Here is a 14,363-nt window from a genome sequence, read left to right as displayed (position 1 = left end):
GGCGGTTCGCCGGACTGGCCGGCGGATGGCCGACGAAACCCTATCCATTCAACGGATGGACCGACCCATGGCAGGCGATAAACTCATTCGCGCATGGTATGCGCTGCACACGAAAAGCCGCTTCGAAAATGTGGTCAACGAAGGGCTGGCCAAAAAAACCCTGGACGTTTTCCTGCCTAAAATCACGGTGAAAAGCCGCAGGCGGGACCGCCATAAAATGATCCGGGTACCCCTTTTCCCCGGCTACGTGTTCGTCCGCACCAACCTGAATCCCTACGAGCACGTCGAAATATTGAAAACCACCGGAGCGGTGCGGCTTATCGGCAGCGCCCGGGGGCCGGTGCCCATTGCCGATGCCACCATCGAATCTCTTCGGATTATGGTGTCGACCGATGAAGAGGTGGTCACCGGCACGCGCTTCAAAAAAGGCGACCGCGTGATGGTGATCCGGGGCCCTTTCGCCGGGGTAACCGGCATCTTTTCAACCTATCGCGGCGACGGTCGTGTCGTCGTCAATATCGAGGCCTTAGGGCAGTTCGCCGCCGTCAACGTGGCAGCGGAGGATGTGGAGAAGCTTCCGGAGATATTAACATAACTGCTTGACTTTGTATTAAGTTCTGTTTTATAGAGTCATTTTCGATCCCGTATACACTATCGACGGCTCAAGGAGGATATATGAATAAACTGGAGCTCATCTCCGCTTTGAAGACCCAAGCCGACATCTCCAAGTCCGAAGCGGCAAAAGTGGTCCAGATTTTTTTCGACAGCATGGCCGATGCCATGGCCGACGGCGAACGTGTTGAAATTCGCGGCCTGTGCAGCTTCTTCGTGAAAGAGTACAAGAGTTATACGGGAAGAAACCCCAAAACCGGCGAGAAGGTCACCATCAAACCCAAAAAGCTCCCTTTTTTCAAAGCCGGCAAAGAACTCAAGGAGCGGGTGGATCAATAAACGGCATGCGAGACCCGAACCTGGAGGTCGGTTCTACCGGCAAACCACCCCTGCCGACAATGCAGCAAGACAGATTGAACCTCCCGGAATCGACAAAAAATGACGACGGCAACCGGATTTGACGCCATCGTTGGCCAGGACGCCCCCATCAGGCTGCTTAAAACCTTTATCCGCAATGGGACGCATCCCCATGCGTTGCTCTTTACCGGAGACGGGGGAGTAGGGAAAAAAACCACCGCCACGGCTTTCGCCATGGCCTGCAACTGCCTGACGCTGCAATCGAGCCTTCGCAACCGCCCCCCCTTCGACGCCATCGATGCCTGCGGAGCGTGCGCTTCATGTAAAAAAATCGCCGACCACCACCATCCGGACGTCATTCACGTCGCGCCCACCTCGGCGGTCATCCGAATCGCCCGTATCCGGGAACTGCTTAAAACACTGGCATTGAAGCCCAATGAGGCACGCCGACGGGTGGTTATTATCTCCGAGGCGCAGGCGATGAATCCGGAAGCCGGCAACGCCTTGCTCAAAGTGCTGGAGGAACCGCCGGACCGCACCTTACTGATTCTGACCGCAGCGCAGCCCATGGATCTCTTGCCCACGGTTGTCTCCCGCTGCAGGCACATTCGATTCGCTCCCTTGGGCGAAGAGGCGATCTGCCAGGTGCTCTCGAGGGAAAAAGAGGTGGACGCCAAGGTGCTGGCCGCGTTGGCCGGCCTGTGCGGCGGCAGCATCGCCCGGGCACGGGCGAGAATCGAAGGCAGTTGGCTCAGCCGCAGGGATTGGATCGTCGGCGTGCTGACCGACCTCATCTCCCATTCCGGCACACCGGACTTTCGGACATGGCTGGCGCTGTCTGAACGACTGGCCGCAAAAAAGGATCGCCTTGAAGATTCGCTGGAAATCATTACCATGTGGCTGCGTGATATCCTTGTCACCGGATGTGATCCACAACGGGTATTGAACCGTGATCGAATGGAAACACTCGCGGCGGCCGCCGAAAAGGCCAAACCGGCTGCGTTGATCGAACAGATCGACGCGGTGGAAGAAGCCAGGACTGCCCTGCGCGCCAACACGAACACAAGATTGACACTGGACGCCATGGTCCTAAGGATGGCACGGACCTGTTCCTTATAAAAAAGTGAAACCATGAATAAAAAAGTGGGAATCCGGTTTAAAACCGGCGGTAAAATCTACGACTTCAGCTGCGGGGCCTTCGTGCTCAATTTGGGCGATCAGGTGATCGTGGAAACGGAAAAGGGTTTGGGCTTCGGAACGGTGGAGACTGCACCGGAACCGCTGGACGAAACCGGTAAAAAAGGCAAACCGCTCAAGAAAGTTTTTCGCAAGGCCAATGAAAAAGACCTGAAACAGGTCGAGAACAACAAGGCCCTGGAACGCGAGGCCCACGCCTTTTGCCTGAAGAGCATCAAGGACCTTGGGCTGAAGATGAACCTGTTCTCCGTGGAAAGCACCTTCGACGCCAGTCGACTGACGTTCTTTTTCACTGCTGACGGCCGCGTGGACTTCAGGCAACTGGTCAAAATTCTGGTCAAGCAGTTTAGGGTGCGCATCGAGATGCGCCAGGTCGGCATCCGCAACCAGGCCAAGATGACCGGCGGCATCGGACGCTGCGGCCGTGTCTTCTGCTGCTCGTCTTTCATGGAAAAATTCGAACCAGTATCCATCCGCATGGCCAAACAGCAGGGGCTTTCGTTGAACCCGACCAAAATATCCGGCCAGTGCGGCCGGCTGATGTGCTGTCTGACCTTCGAAAACGAGACGTACCGTCAACTCAAGCAGCGGTTTCCCAAAATCGGTAAAATGGTGGACTCCACTGCCGGTCGCGGAAAGGTGACCCGCCATAACGTCATCTGCAATCGTCTGACTTTGCGCCTTCAAGAAGGCGGAGAAGTGGAAATCGGTATCGAAGACATTATCACGAACAGGAGATAAACCATGGCCGCCCCTTTTTACATTACCACCCCCATTTACTACGTAAACGCCCGTCCGCATCTGGGCCATGCTTATACCACCATCGCAGCCGACGTCGTCCGTCGCTTCCACGCCATGAGCAGCGACCAGACTTATTTTCTCACCGGTACCGACGAACATGGGGATAAAATCGTCCGGGCCGCCAGAAAAGAGAACCAGACGCCCCGGCAGTATGTGGACCAGATCAGCGGCCTGTTCAGGAAATTGTGGCCGGAGCTGAACATCTCCAACGACGCCTTTATCCGCACCACCGACAAGGCCCACATGGCCGTGGTGGAGCAAATTCTTCAGCGCATCTATGACGCCGGTGACATCTACTTCAGCGAATACGAAGGACTCTACTGCTTCGGCTGCGAGCGCTTCTACACCGAACGGGAGCTGGTGGACGGATGCTGCCCGGATCACCAGACGCCGCCGGAAACCATCAAGGAGTCCAACTACTTTTTCAAAATGAGCCGCTACCAGCAGTGGCTGATCGATCACATCCAACAGTACCCCGATTTTATCCGGCCCGAGCGCTACAAAAACGAAGTCCTGGCCTTTTTGCGCGAGCCGCTGGAAGATCTGTGCATCTCCAGACCCAAATCCCGCATTAAATGGGGCATCACCCTGCCCTTCGACCACGACTACGTGACCTACGTGTGGTTCGATGCCCTGCTCAATTACATATCCGCTCTGGGCTATCCGGACGGCGAGCTGTACAAAACCTACTGGCCCGTGGCCCAGCACATTGTGGCCAAGGACATCCTCAAACCCCACGGCATCTACTGGCCCATTATGCTCAAGGCCGCCGGCATCCCGGTTTACCAGCACCTCAACGTGCACGGCTACTGGAATGTGGACCAGAGCAAGATGTCCAAAAGCATCGGCAATGTAGTCGAACCACTGGAAATGAAAAACGTCTACGGACTGGACGCTTTCCGTTTTTTTCTCATGCGGGACATGGCCTTCGGCCTGGACTCCAGCTTCAACGAAGAGGCCCTGATTCAGCGGATCAACTCGGACCTGGCCAACGATTTGGGAAATCTTTTCTCCCGGGTGCTTTCAATGGCCCATAAGTATTTCGACGGCGTGGTTCCCGAACCGGACCCCGCCGCCGAAAAAGAGATGGATTTAGGATTGGAAAACAACGCCAAAAAGGCTATCGAGGCATACACCGAAAGCATGGAACAGTTCGCCTTTCACAAGGGCCTGGCTGCGGTATGGGAGTTAATCACCCACCTGAACAAGTATGTGGACGTCACCGCCCCGTGGGTGCTGGCCAAAGACAAAGCCGCGGGCAAACAGCTTCAGACGGTAATCTACAACCTGCTGGAAGGTCTGCGCATCGTTTCGGGCCTCATCTATCCTGTGATGCCCGACACCGCCGCCACCATGCAGGCGCACCTGGGACTTTCCGGCGATGACGATTTCTTCAAGCTGGAACAGCTCACCACATGGCGGGGGCTCAAGGCTGGAGGCAAGCTGAGAAAATCCATCTCCCTGTTTCCGCGTATCGATCTGGACAAGAAAAAAACGACACAGATGGAAAAGCAGGATGCCGATACCATGATGACGCCGATCAAGCCGGAAATCACCATCGACGATTTTGCCAAAATCGATCTTCGCGTGGCCACCGTGGTGGCCGCCAAAGCGGTTCCCCGGGCCAGAAAACTGTTGGAAATTACCGTGGACATGGGCGAACAGCGGACCATCGTTTCGGGCATTGCCGGTGACTATTCTCCGGAAGAGTTGGTGGGCAAGCAGGTCATTGTCGTGGCCAACCTGAAACCGGCCAAACTCATGGGGGTGCTTTCCAGAGGCATGCTCATCGCGGCATCGGACGATGCCGGCGTAACGGTGGCCACATTGGACAAACCGGTCAAGCCGGGTACGGCGCTGTCCTGACGGCAAATTTCAAATAGCCATCGAACACGCTTTTCAGCCGACTTTGTAACAAGCTTTTCGGACGATTGACCCGTGCCCTTGTTCAAACGCAAAAAAACACAGCAGCGTCAGCTCGACCGTCTCGACTGGAGGGCTTATCAGGAGCGCCTCCGACGGCAGTACATGCCGACCAGGCACGACCGAGTGCATCACCGCAAGTACAGCGGGCTCGTCCTGGCCCTGGCGGTTCTTTTGCTGGGGGTCGCGTATTGGGTCCTCGCCAACGGCCCTGAAGAGGAAAAGCAGCCCCCTGCCCGGCAAGCGGCAGCGCCGGCGGCTGACACCAATGCATTGGTCAAAAAAAGCGACGTTCGGATCCTTTTGGGCAGCACGCCGCTGGTCAACCTGAAAGAGCACGTCCTGCAAGTGACATTCGACGGCCACCCCTACCGGGTGACGACCAGCCTGAACCTCGATCTTCAGCAGTACCTGCTCAAGCACATGGACCGGGTCAACTCCCGCTACATCGGCATTGTGGCCATGGAACCCGATACGGGCCGGATTCTGACCCTGGCCGGATTCAACAAAATCGATCCCGAACAGGACCCCTGCCTGACCGCCGATTACCCTGCGGCCAGCCTTTTCAAAATCGTAACGGCGGCGGCGGCGGTCGAAAAAAAGGGCTATCGGGCCGGAACCCGATTGAAATTCAACGGATACAAGCATACCCTTTACAAGCGCCAGCTGACGGACAAGACCAACCGCTACACCAATTCCATCTCTTTCAAGGACGCATTCGCCCAGTCCGTCAACCCGGTGTTCGGCAAAATCGGAGCCCTGTACCTGGAACCCCGAGCTCTGGAAGTCTTTGGAGATGCTTTTGGCTTCAACCGGACCGTGAATTTCGAACTTCCCTGGCCCACCAGCCACCTGGAGGTAGACGACGATTCCTACCGACGGGCCGAAATCGCCAGCGGGTTCAACCGCCAGACCACCCTCAGCCCACTGCATGGGGCGGTTATCGTCTCGGCTGTGGTCAACGGCGGCACACCGGTGGAACCGACCCTGGTCGATCGGATCACAGACGATGCGGGCAAGCCGGTTTACGAAACCCGGCCACGGTTCATGAATGCGGCGGTATCTGCACACACGGCCGAGGTACTGCGCCAACTGATGACCGCCACGGTAACCTCGGGTACGGCCAGGAAAATATTTCGCGGCCACCGTCGCAGCAAGGTCCTTTCCCGCCTGACGCTGGGCGGCAAAACCGGATCGATTTTCAATCGCGCCCACGATGCCCGTTTCGACTGGTACGTGGGCTATGCGAACGAGAAAAAAGGCCACGAAAAAATGGTGGTGGCCGTGGTAGTGGCCCATGAAGAGTATATCGGCATCCGGGCCGGGCAATACGCCCGCATGGCCATCGAACATTACTTCAAGGACTATTTCGCCAGACAGAAAGAAAACGGCGAGGATTCCAGCGGATAAAGGAGGTAAATTATGCCAGGGTTTGAAATTTTCGGCGACGAGGAGCGCAGCCAGGTCAACGATGTATTAGAAACGGGCGTTTTGTTCCGTTACGGCTTTGACGGCGCCCGCAATGGCCACTGGAAGGCCAGGGACTTCGAGACCGAACTCGCCCGACGCCTGGGCGTTGCCCATGCTCATCTTTGTGCCAGCGGCACCGCGGCCCTTTCCACCGCCATGGCAGCCTGTGGGATCGGCGCCGGAGACGAGGTGATCGTACCCCCGTTTACCTTTGTAGCCACTATCGAGTCGGTGCTCATGGCCGGGGCCGTGCCGGTCTTTGCCGAAATCGACGACACGCTCTGCCTTTCGCCGGAAGGGATAGAGGCAGCCGTCACACCAGCCACCCGGGCCGTCATTCCAGTGCACATGTGCGGATCCATGGCCCGCATCGACGAAATCAAAGCGCTTTGCGACCGCAAGGGACTGATCCTTCTGGAAGATGCCTGCCAGAGCGTGGGGGCCAGCTACCGGGGCAAGGCCCTGGGCAGCTTCGGCAAGGCCGGCTGTTTCTCCTTCGACCCGGTCAAAACCATCACCTGCGGCGAAGGGGGCGCCGTCGTCACCGACGACAGCGACGTATACGTGGCCGCCGACGCCTATGCCGACCATGGGCACGACCACATCGGTAGTGACCGCGGCGCCGAGGACCACCTGATCATCGGCGGCAACTACCGCATCAGCGAACTCAATGCCGCCGTTGGCCTGGCCCAGCTCCGAAAACTGGACTGGATTCTGGATACCCAGCGGCGCAACAAGACCGCCATCAAAACCGCCATGCAGGCCATTGACGGGATCGCTTTCCGTCAATTGCCGGACCCGGATGGAGACTCGGCCACCTTCCTGACCTTTTTCATGCCGGACTTGCAGCGCACCCGGGCAGCGGTCAAGGCCCTGGGCGAAGTCGGTGTAGACGGCTGTTTCCACTGGTTCGACAACAACTGGCACTACATCCGCAAGTGGGACCATTTCCACACGCTGCGGGCATCGGCCCGCCTGGCCGTCCAGACCCTGCCCAACTGTCCGGACTTCGGTTCCATTGCCCTGCCGGCATCCGATGCGCTCATGGAGCGGGCCATCTCCATGCAGATCAAGCTGGGCTGGACCGGAGCGCAACTGCAGCAGCGCATCGATGCAACGGTGTCGGCCTTGAAAGGTGTTGTTTAAAAAAATTGAGGATTCAACAAGTGATTCGGAATGCATCTCTTTTTCTTTCAACCCCTTGAATCCTCGGCTAACAATTTATAAATAAACTTCAAACAAGGACAGACATATGTTTCGCAACTTTAAAATGGTTTCCAAAGTGGTGTTCGGGCGGGGATGTTTCTCCCAATTGGGAGACATTCTCGAAGGGCAGCGGTCCGGTAAGAACGCAGTCATGGTGTTTCTAATGGACGATGTTTTCGAATCCGGCCCGCTCAAAGACAGGCTGCCCATGAAAGCCGAAGACCTGTTGATCTGGGTCAATGTGGACGACGAGCCCAAGACCAAATATGTGGACCAGCTCACCACCCAGGTCAAAAAGTACATGGTCGCAAAGCATGACCACCTACCCTCGGGGGTGATCGGCATCGGCGGCGGCAGCACCATGGACCTGGCCAAGGCCGTCGCGCTCATGCTCACCAACGAAGGATCCTCTGCCGATTACCAGGGATGGGACCTGATTAAAAATCCGGCGGTCTACCACTGCGCCGTTCCCACGCTATCGGGAACTGGTGCCGAAGTCTCCCGCACCACGGTGCTTACCGGCCCGGAGAAGAAGCTGGGCCTGAACTCCGATCACACCGTCTTCGACCAGATCGTCCTGGATCCGGAGATGATCGCCGATGCCCCCAACCCGCAGCGGTTCTACACCGGCATGGACTGTTACATCCACTGCGTGGAATCGCTAACCGGTACCTATCTCAACAGCTTTTCCCAGGCCTATGGCGAAAAATCCATAGAATTGTGCCGCGAAGTGTTTCTCACCGACACTCCCGATGCCGACGACAAGCTGATGATGGCCTCCTATTGCGGCGGAATGAGCATCGCCTATTCCCAGGTGGGCATCTGCCATGCCCTGTCCTACGGACTTGCCTTCGTGCTGGGCCTGCACCACGGCATCGGCAACTCGGTGGTCTTCGACTACCTGGAGGACTACTACCCGGAAGGGGTGCGTGAATTCCGCAAGATGATGGAACGCCAGGGAATCGACCTGCCGCGCAATCTGGTGTCGGGCCTCACCGACGACCAGATGGACACCATGATCAATGTGGCCCTGGTGCTCGAACCCCTGTGGGAAAATGCTTTGGGCAAGGATTGGAAGACGATCATGACCAGGGACAAAATCCGGGAACTGTATCTGAAAATGTGACGGTTGTTGGCCACGTAAAAAGTCTCAGGCTCGTCATGCCGGACTTGATCCGGCATCCAGAAATTATTGGAATCACTGGATTCCGGTATACGCCGGAATGACGCCAACTTCGTATTTTCAACTTTTTACAAAACCATCAGGATTAAAAAAAAGTTCCCTGAAAAGTGGGGTAAATGAATGCCATGAGCGCAAACCGAATTGTAACTGCTGCCAAAAAGATGGTAGTTTTCCTGTCCGATCTGCAACGAAAAATCCGTAACCTCAACACCCAGTGGCCGGCCATTTGTTGGGGCCGCCACCCGTCGCGGGTGCATGGACCGGCAATCATTCTCTTTCCCTGCTCCGCCAGTTTGGTGTGCTGTGGCCTGGCAGGCATCATTGCCGTCAAAGGCAAATCCAAGGGAAAAATCGATATCGATCTCGCCGGACTGGAAAACCGCATCGACGCCGTCGCGATGTCCGGTCTGCAATCCTGCGCCCGTCAGACCGATGCGGTCGCTGATGGCTACCTGGCCGGGCAGGCCGTGCTGGACAGCCTGACAAAGGACATCCGATCCCTCAAGGAAGAGGCTCGCTTTCTGGCTCTTTTTTCCGATCCGTCCGCCCGGCAGCATCTGGTCCAATTGTCCGCCCGACTGACCGCCCTGCTGGAACAGGAGCAGGACCTTATGTCCAAAGAAGTCGGCAGCCTCGACTCCCGGGCGGTGGATGTCGTCGCCGCCCGCATCGAAATGCTCAAGGACATGGTCTGGTGCCTGGATGTTGAACTGGCCGCAAATATCGAGCGTGTCCGGGAGCTGATGTCCGGCAGCGAAGCACCGGTTGCCGACGGCTGCGTCACCGTTTTTCGCCAGATCAATGCCGTCCTCAACAGCATCGACCGGTTGGAGGTGCGCGGCCGGGATTCGGCGGGCATTTCCATTCTGTTCATTTTGCCGGCAGCGGCATTCGATACTTTGCAGGTCGAATTGACCGACGAAAACCTGGCCGCCGAGTTCGAAGATCGCATGCAGGGCGAAGTGCTGGGCAACGCCAGTATCAGCTTCAACCACTCTACTGCCGAAAACGGCGATGCCATTGTGGCCCTGACGATGGTATACAAAGTTGCCGCCGAAATCGGCAGCCTGGGAGACAACATCCGCTTTTTGCGAGGCCAGATTCGAAAGGATCGTATCCTGCAGAAAATCACCGCCGCACCACACACGTTTCACACGGTATCCTCCCATACCCGCTGGGCCTCGGTGGGTGCCATCACCGAACCCAACTGCCATCCGGTGGACAATACCCTGGCCGGCGCCTGCCTGAAGGAGCACCCCATTATCCATGCCTGCCTCAACGGCGATATCGACAACTACATGGAACTGAAAGCCGCCGTGGAGGCCGACGGGGGCAGCATCCCCGAGTCGATCACCACGGACACCAAAATCATCCCCCTGCAGATCGAAAAACATCTGCAGACCGGCGTGGACGTGGCCGAGGCCTTCCGGCTGGCGGTAAGCGACTTCCAGGGGTCCCATGCCATTGCCATGCACACCGACCTGGCCCCGGGAAAATTCTTTCTAGCCCAGAAGGGCAGCGGCCAGGCGGTCTTCGTGGGGCTGGCCGAAGACCATTACATGTCGGCCTCGGAGGTTTATGGGTTCATCGAAGAAACGCAGCGCTTTCTGAAGATGAACGGCGAACAGGTGGCCGAAGGCAAAAACGGCCCGACCCAAGGGCAGATTTTCGTGCTGGACCAGCGCTCTGCCGGCGGTCTGTCCGGGATCACCGCCATGTATTACGACGGCACACCCATCGAATTGACCGACGACGATATCAAGCACACGGAGATCACCTCACGGGATATCGACCGCCAGGACTTCTCCCACTACTTTCTCAAAGAGATCTCCGAAGCGCCCCTTTCGGTGGAACGCACCCTGCTCAATCGCTGGAAGGTCCGGGAAGAGGACGACGGCCAGCACTATGCGATTCACCTGGATGAGCGGGTTTTCCCGCCTTCGTTGGAAGCGGCTTTTCGTGAGGACCGCATCCGGCGGATCTTTTTCGTGGGCCAGGGAACGGCCGGTGTGGCGGCCCAAGCCTGCGCCGATATTCTCAAGTCCTACCTGGCCGATCCCACGATACAGCTGCGAGCCCTCAAGGCCTCGGAACTGTCCGGATTCGAACTGAACGAAGGCGACGACGACGCCAGCATGGCCGACACCCTGGTGGTCGCCATCAGCCAGTCCGGTACCACCACCGACACCAACCGCACCGTGGACATGGTCAAGGCCCGCGGCGCCCACACCCTGGCCATCGTCAACCGGAGGGATTCGGATATCACCTTCAAAGTGGACGGCGTCCTGTACACCTCCAGCGGCAGGGATATCGAGATGAGTGTGGCCTCCACCAAGGCCTTCTACTCCCAGATCGTTGCCGGCGCCCTGCTGGGCCTCAAGGTAGCCGGCATCAAGGGCCGCCGATCCAGTGAGTTTCTTTCGGATCAGATTGCCGAACTGCTGCGGATTCCGGAGCATATGCGCAGCGTTCTGGCCCTGGGACCTTCTCTCCAGAAATCGGCTCGCCGACTGGCGGCTACCAAAACCTATTGGGCGGCCGTGGGCAGCGGCCCCAACAAGGCGTCGGCCGACGAGATCCGCATCAAGCTCAGCGAATTGTGTTACAAAACCATCTCCTCGGATTACGTGGAGGACAAGAAGCACATCGACCTTTCCTCCGAACCGCTGATCATCGTCTGTGCGGCCGGCTCCAGGGGGACCGTTATCGGAGACATCATCAAGGACACAGCCATCTTCAAGGCCCACAAGGCCGCCCCGGTGGTCATTGCCGACGAAGGAGAGGACCGTTTCGACCCTTACGCCGAAGACGTGTTTCACGTTCCCCAGGTCAGTCCCCAGTTCGCCCCCATCCTCAACACGCTGGTGGGGCATATCTGGGGCTATCATGCCGCGTTGGCCATCCACGACGGTTCGCGCTTTCTCCACGAGGTCCGGGAGTCTTTATACACCACCCTCGACGAAATGGCCGACAAGGGGCTGGATGTCTATGAAGCCGTCCTTGAGAAAAGCTTCCGCGAGAAGATTGCCGAATTTTACCGGGCTTTTCGCGAACGCCGCAGAAATGTCCGCTTCCCGGCAGCCATTACCCACGCATCGGATCTGACCCTGCTGTTCAAATACCTTTCCGGTCGTCTGCCGCTGACCGATTTCGAGTTGGATTTCGGGCTCAAGGGAACGGCCAAAAACGTCATCGACACCCTTTTCCGGGTGCTGGGAGAATCTATCAACCTCATGTCCCGCCCGGTGGACGCCATCAAGCATCAAGCCAAGACGGTCACCGTGGGGACCAGTCGCATCAGCGAGCGAGTCGAAGGGGTGCTCTTCGACAGCCTTACCGACCACGAACTGGATATCGCCCAAGTAGTCAACCGCAACGTGATCGTCATGAAGAATATTCAGGGCGTGATCGACCACGTCAAGGGAAGCATCCTCTACCGCATCGACGGCCTCGGCCTGCTGGGCGACCCCACCGATCAGACAACCATCAAGATTCTGAAGAAAACGGGCATCCTGGCCAAACTCCCCTCCCGGGTGGAAAAGGACCCGGTTCTCAAAGGCACCAAACGCATCATCGTTCGTGAGGGAAACGTCTACATCGGAAAGGGTAGAAAAGACGGGCGCAGCATCGTGGTCATCCCGGCTACCTCCGAAGACCCCACCGACGGCAGCCGCATCCGCTACCTTCTGTTGCTCAACATCGGCTTCAAAGAAGAAAGTCCGTTAGCGGTCAAAGTCAAGGCACTGGGCGGCAAATACGAACACATCAAGAACATCGTACAGGAGAACAGTGTTGCCTGGTCCGATGGATACCTGGAAGAAGTTCCCGTGGATGACCTGTTCGGGCGTTCGGCCGAGAAACTGGCCGAAGGGATGGTGGAAAGGCATCGGTAAGAACGGAAGTCGGAAGTCAGAGGTCAGAAGACGGAAGACGGAAGACGGATATCTGAAGACCGATGTCCGATAGGAAGGGCCTGAGGGTTGGGAATCAGAATCCTCATCCACCGCATTTATTATTCGAAACGCAAAATGAAAACGGCCGGGAAAATTCCCGGCCGTTTCGTATTTTCAAACAAAATGATACCATCCGCTTCTGCGATCTATCTTCCGTCCTCCGTCTTCTGACCTCTGACTTCCGACTTCAGATCTTCTCAAGCAACTCGCACAGCAGCCGCACGCCGAACCCGGTCCCACCGGCTCCGCAATAATCCGAAGCTTTCTTGATCCAGGCCGGTCCGGCGATGTCGATGTGGGCCCAGCGAGTATCTCCGACAAATTCGGAAAGAAAAAGGGCCGCCGTGATGGCGCCGCCCCAGCGCCCGCTGCTGATGTTGTTCAGGTCGGCAAAATCGTTTTTCAAAAGCTCCATGTAATCCTCTGGCAGGGGCAGCGGCCAGCAGCGTTCATGGGTCGTTTCGCCGGCGGCCACGATGGCATCAGCCAGTTGCCGGTCCTTTGAAAAGACACCGGCAATCTTCTCGCCCAACGCCACGACACAGGCGCCGGTGAGGGTGGCCAAGTCGATCATGGCATCCGGTTTGTACTGCTCTTTGGCCCAGGCCAGGGCATCAATGAGAATCAGACGGCCTTCGGCGTCGGTGTTGCCGATTTCGATGGTCTTGCCGGCATAGGATCGGACGATATCTCCCGGGCGGATGGCCGTTCCGGAAGGCATATTCTCCACCAGGGGCATGACGCCGACCACTCTGATCGACGGCTTCAGACGCGCCACGGCCAGCAGGGTACCGGCAACGGCAGCCGCTCCGGACATGTCCATTTTCATGGTTTCGATGCTACCCGAAGGCTTCAGGTTGATTCCACCGGAGTCGAAGGTCACACCCTTGCCTACCAGAACGATGGTTTTTTTCGCATCCTGGGGCGCGTACTCCAGGGCAACCAGACGCGGCTTGGCATTGCTGCCCTGCCCCACGGCCAGCATGGCACCGAACTTCTGCTCCTTCAGCCAGCGCTCGTCCATCACCTTGGTCTTGAGCCCGGCTGACTTGGCGGTCTTCTGGATCATCCCGGCAAAGGCTGGCGGCCGCTTGTCATTGGAAGGCGTGGTCACCCATTCGCGTGCCATGATGCTTCCCTGGCACACGGCACTGACGGAACCGGCAAGATCGGCATGGGCTTTTTTCTGGGCCGCCGTGGCCATGAGAATGATCTTGCGGACCGGCTTGCGTTCTTTTTTCTCTTTATAGCGGTCGAAGATGTGGTTGCTCAGCAAGCCACCCTCCATCAGCGCTTTTAAAAGCGCAGCGGGGTCCAGGTTGATGGCGGACGCAGTCGGCGTTGCGACCGTCATGGTGCCCAACCCGGCCTTGATGCAGAAGTTGACGGCTTTTCCGGTAAAGGCACGCAGGGTTTCGAGGGTCACCTTCTCCTTCTTTCCGACGCCGAAAAGAACAACCCGTTCGATCTTGGTTCCTCCGGGCTGGAAAAGGGTGACGCGATCACCTGTTTTGCCCTTAAATTCCGCCAGCTCTTTGGCTGTTGACGTTAGGGCTTTCACGGTGGGGTCGCTGTGAATATCTTCTTCTTCGCATACCGGTACGACCAGGGTTTCCACCCGGGCGCGCTTCAAGTTGATCGACTTCAGTTCAAGCATGCCA

General features: G+C 57.5%; 10 protein-coding genes. 9 read left to right on the top strand and 1 reads right to left on the bottom strand.

Translation table 11 applies throughout. The features are described 5' to 3' along the window. The first annotated feature begins 25 nt into the window (after window positions 1-25). From GN111_RS31265 to GN111_RS31225, 9 genes are all read left to right on the top strand, one after another. Complete coding sequence (locus GN111_RS31265; RefSeq protein ID WP_231715611.1) at window positions 26-595, top strand: UpxY family transcription antiterminator; 570 nt, start codon at window positions 26-28, stop codon at window positions 593-595. Between the two features lie 80 nt (window positions 596-675). Further along, the gene (locus GN111_RS31260; protein ID WP_155307506.1) at window positions 676-951 is read left to right on the top strand and encodes an HU family DNA-binding protein; all 276 of its coding nucleotides are present in this window, start codon (window positions 676-678) and stop codon (window positions 949-951) included. 99 nt (window positions 952-1,050) lie between these two features. Further along, on the top strand, window positions 1,051-2,088 hold the full coding sequence (holB, locus tag GN111_RS31255; protein WP_155307505.1) for a DNA polymerase III subunit delta': 1,038 nt from the start codon (window positions 1,051-1,053) through the stop codon (window positions 2,086-2,088). A 12-nt stretch (window positions 2,089-2,100) separates the two neighbouring features. Then, the gene (locus GN111_RS31250) at window positions 2,101-2,907 is read left to right on the top strand and encodes a PSP1 domain-containing protein (protein WP_155307504.1); all 807 of its coding nucleotides are present in this window, start codon (window positions 2,101-2,103) and stop codon (window positions 2,905-2,907) included. Between the two features lie 3 nt (window positions 2,908-2,910). Beyond that, complete coding sequence (gene metG / locus GN111_RS31245; RefSeq protein ID WP_155307503.1) at window positions 2,911-4,833, top strand: methionine--tRNA ligase; 1,923 nt, start codon at window positions 2,911-2,913, stop codon at window positions 4,831-4,833. Between the two features lie 72 nt (window positions 4,834-4,905). After that, window positions 4,906-6,300, top strand: coding sequence for a penicillin-binding transpeptidase domain-containing protein (locus GN111_RS31240; RefSeq protein WP_155307502.1), 1,395 nt, complete (start codon window positions 4,906-4,908; stop codon window positions 6,298-6,300). Window positions 6,301-6,312: 12 nt separating this feature from the next. After that, entirely contained in the window at window positions 6,313-7,506 is a 1,194-nt protein-coding gene (locus GN111_RS31235) for a DegT/DnrJ/EryC1/StrS family aminotransferase (RefSeq protein ID WP_155307501.1), read from the top strand. A gap of 106 nt (window positions 7,507-7,612) precedes the next feature. Continuing rightward, window positions 7,613-8,692, top strand: coding sequence for an iron-containing alcohol dehydrogenase family protein (locus GN111_RS31230; protein WP_155307500.1), 1,080 nt, complete (start codon window positions 7,613-7,615; stop codon window positions 8,690-8,692). A gap of 182 nt (window positions 8,693-8,874) precedes the next feature. Then, window positions 8,875-12,642, top strand: coding sequence for an SIS domain-containing protein (locus GN111_RS31225; protein WP_231715610.1), 3,768 nt, complete (start codon window positions 8,875-8,877; stop codon window positions 12,640-12,642). A 247-nt stretch (window positions 12,643-12,889) separates the two neighbouring features. Here GN111_RS31225 and GN111_RS31220 read toward each other — a convergent pair whose 3' ends face one another. After that, window positions 12,890-14,359: a leucyl aminopeptidase gene (locus tag GN111_RS31220; protein ID WP_155307499.1), complete on the bottom strand. Its 1,470-nt coding sequence runs from the start codon at window positions 14,357-14,359 to the stop codon at window positions 12,890-12,892. Between the last annotated feature and the right edge of the window lie 4 nt (window positions 14,360-14,363).

Origin of the sequence: Desulfosarcina widdelii, from assembly GCF_009688965.1 — a bacterium.
Classification (GTDB): domain Bacteria; phylum Desulfobacterota; class Desulfobacteria; order Desulfobacterales; family Desulfosarcinaceae; genus Desulfosarcina; species Desulfosarcina widdelii.
This window is presented reverse-complemented; position numbering and strand designations above follow the sequence as displayed.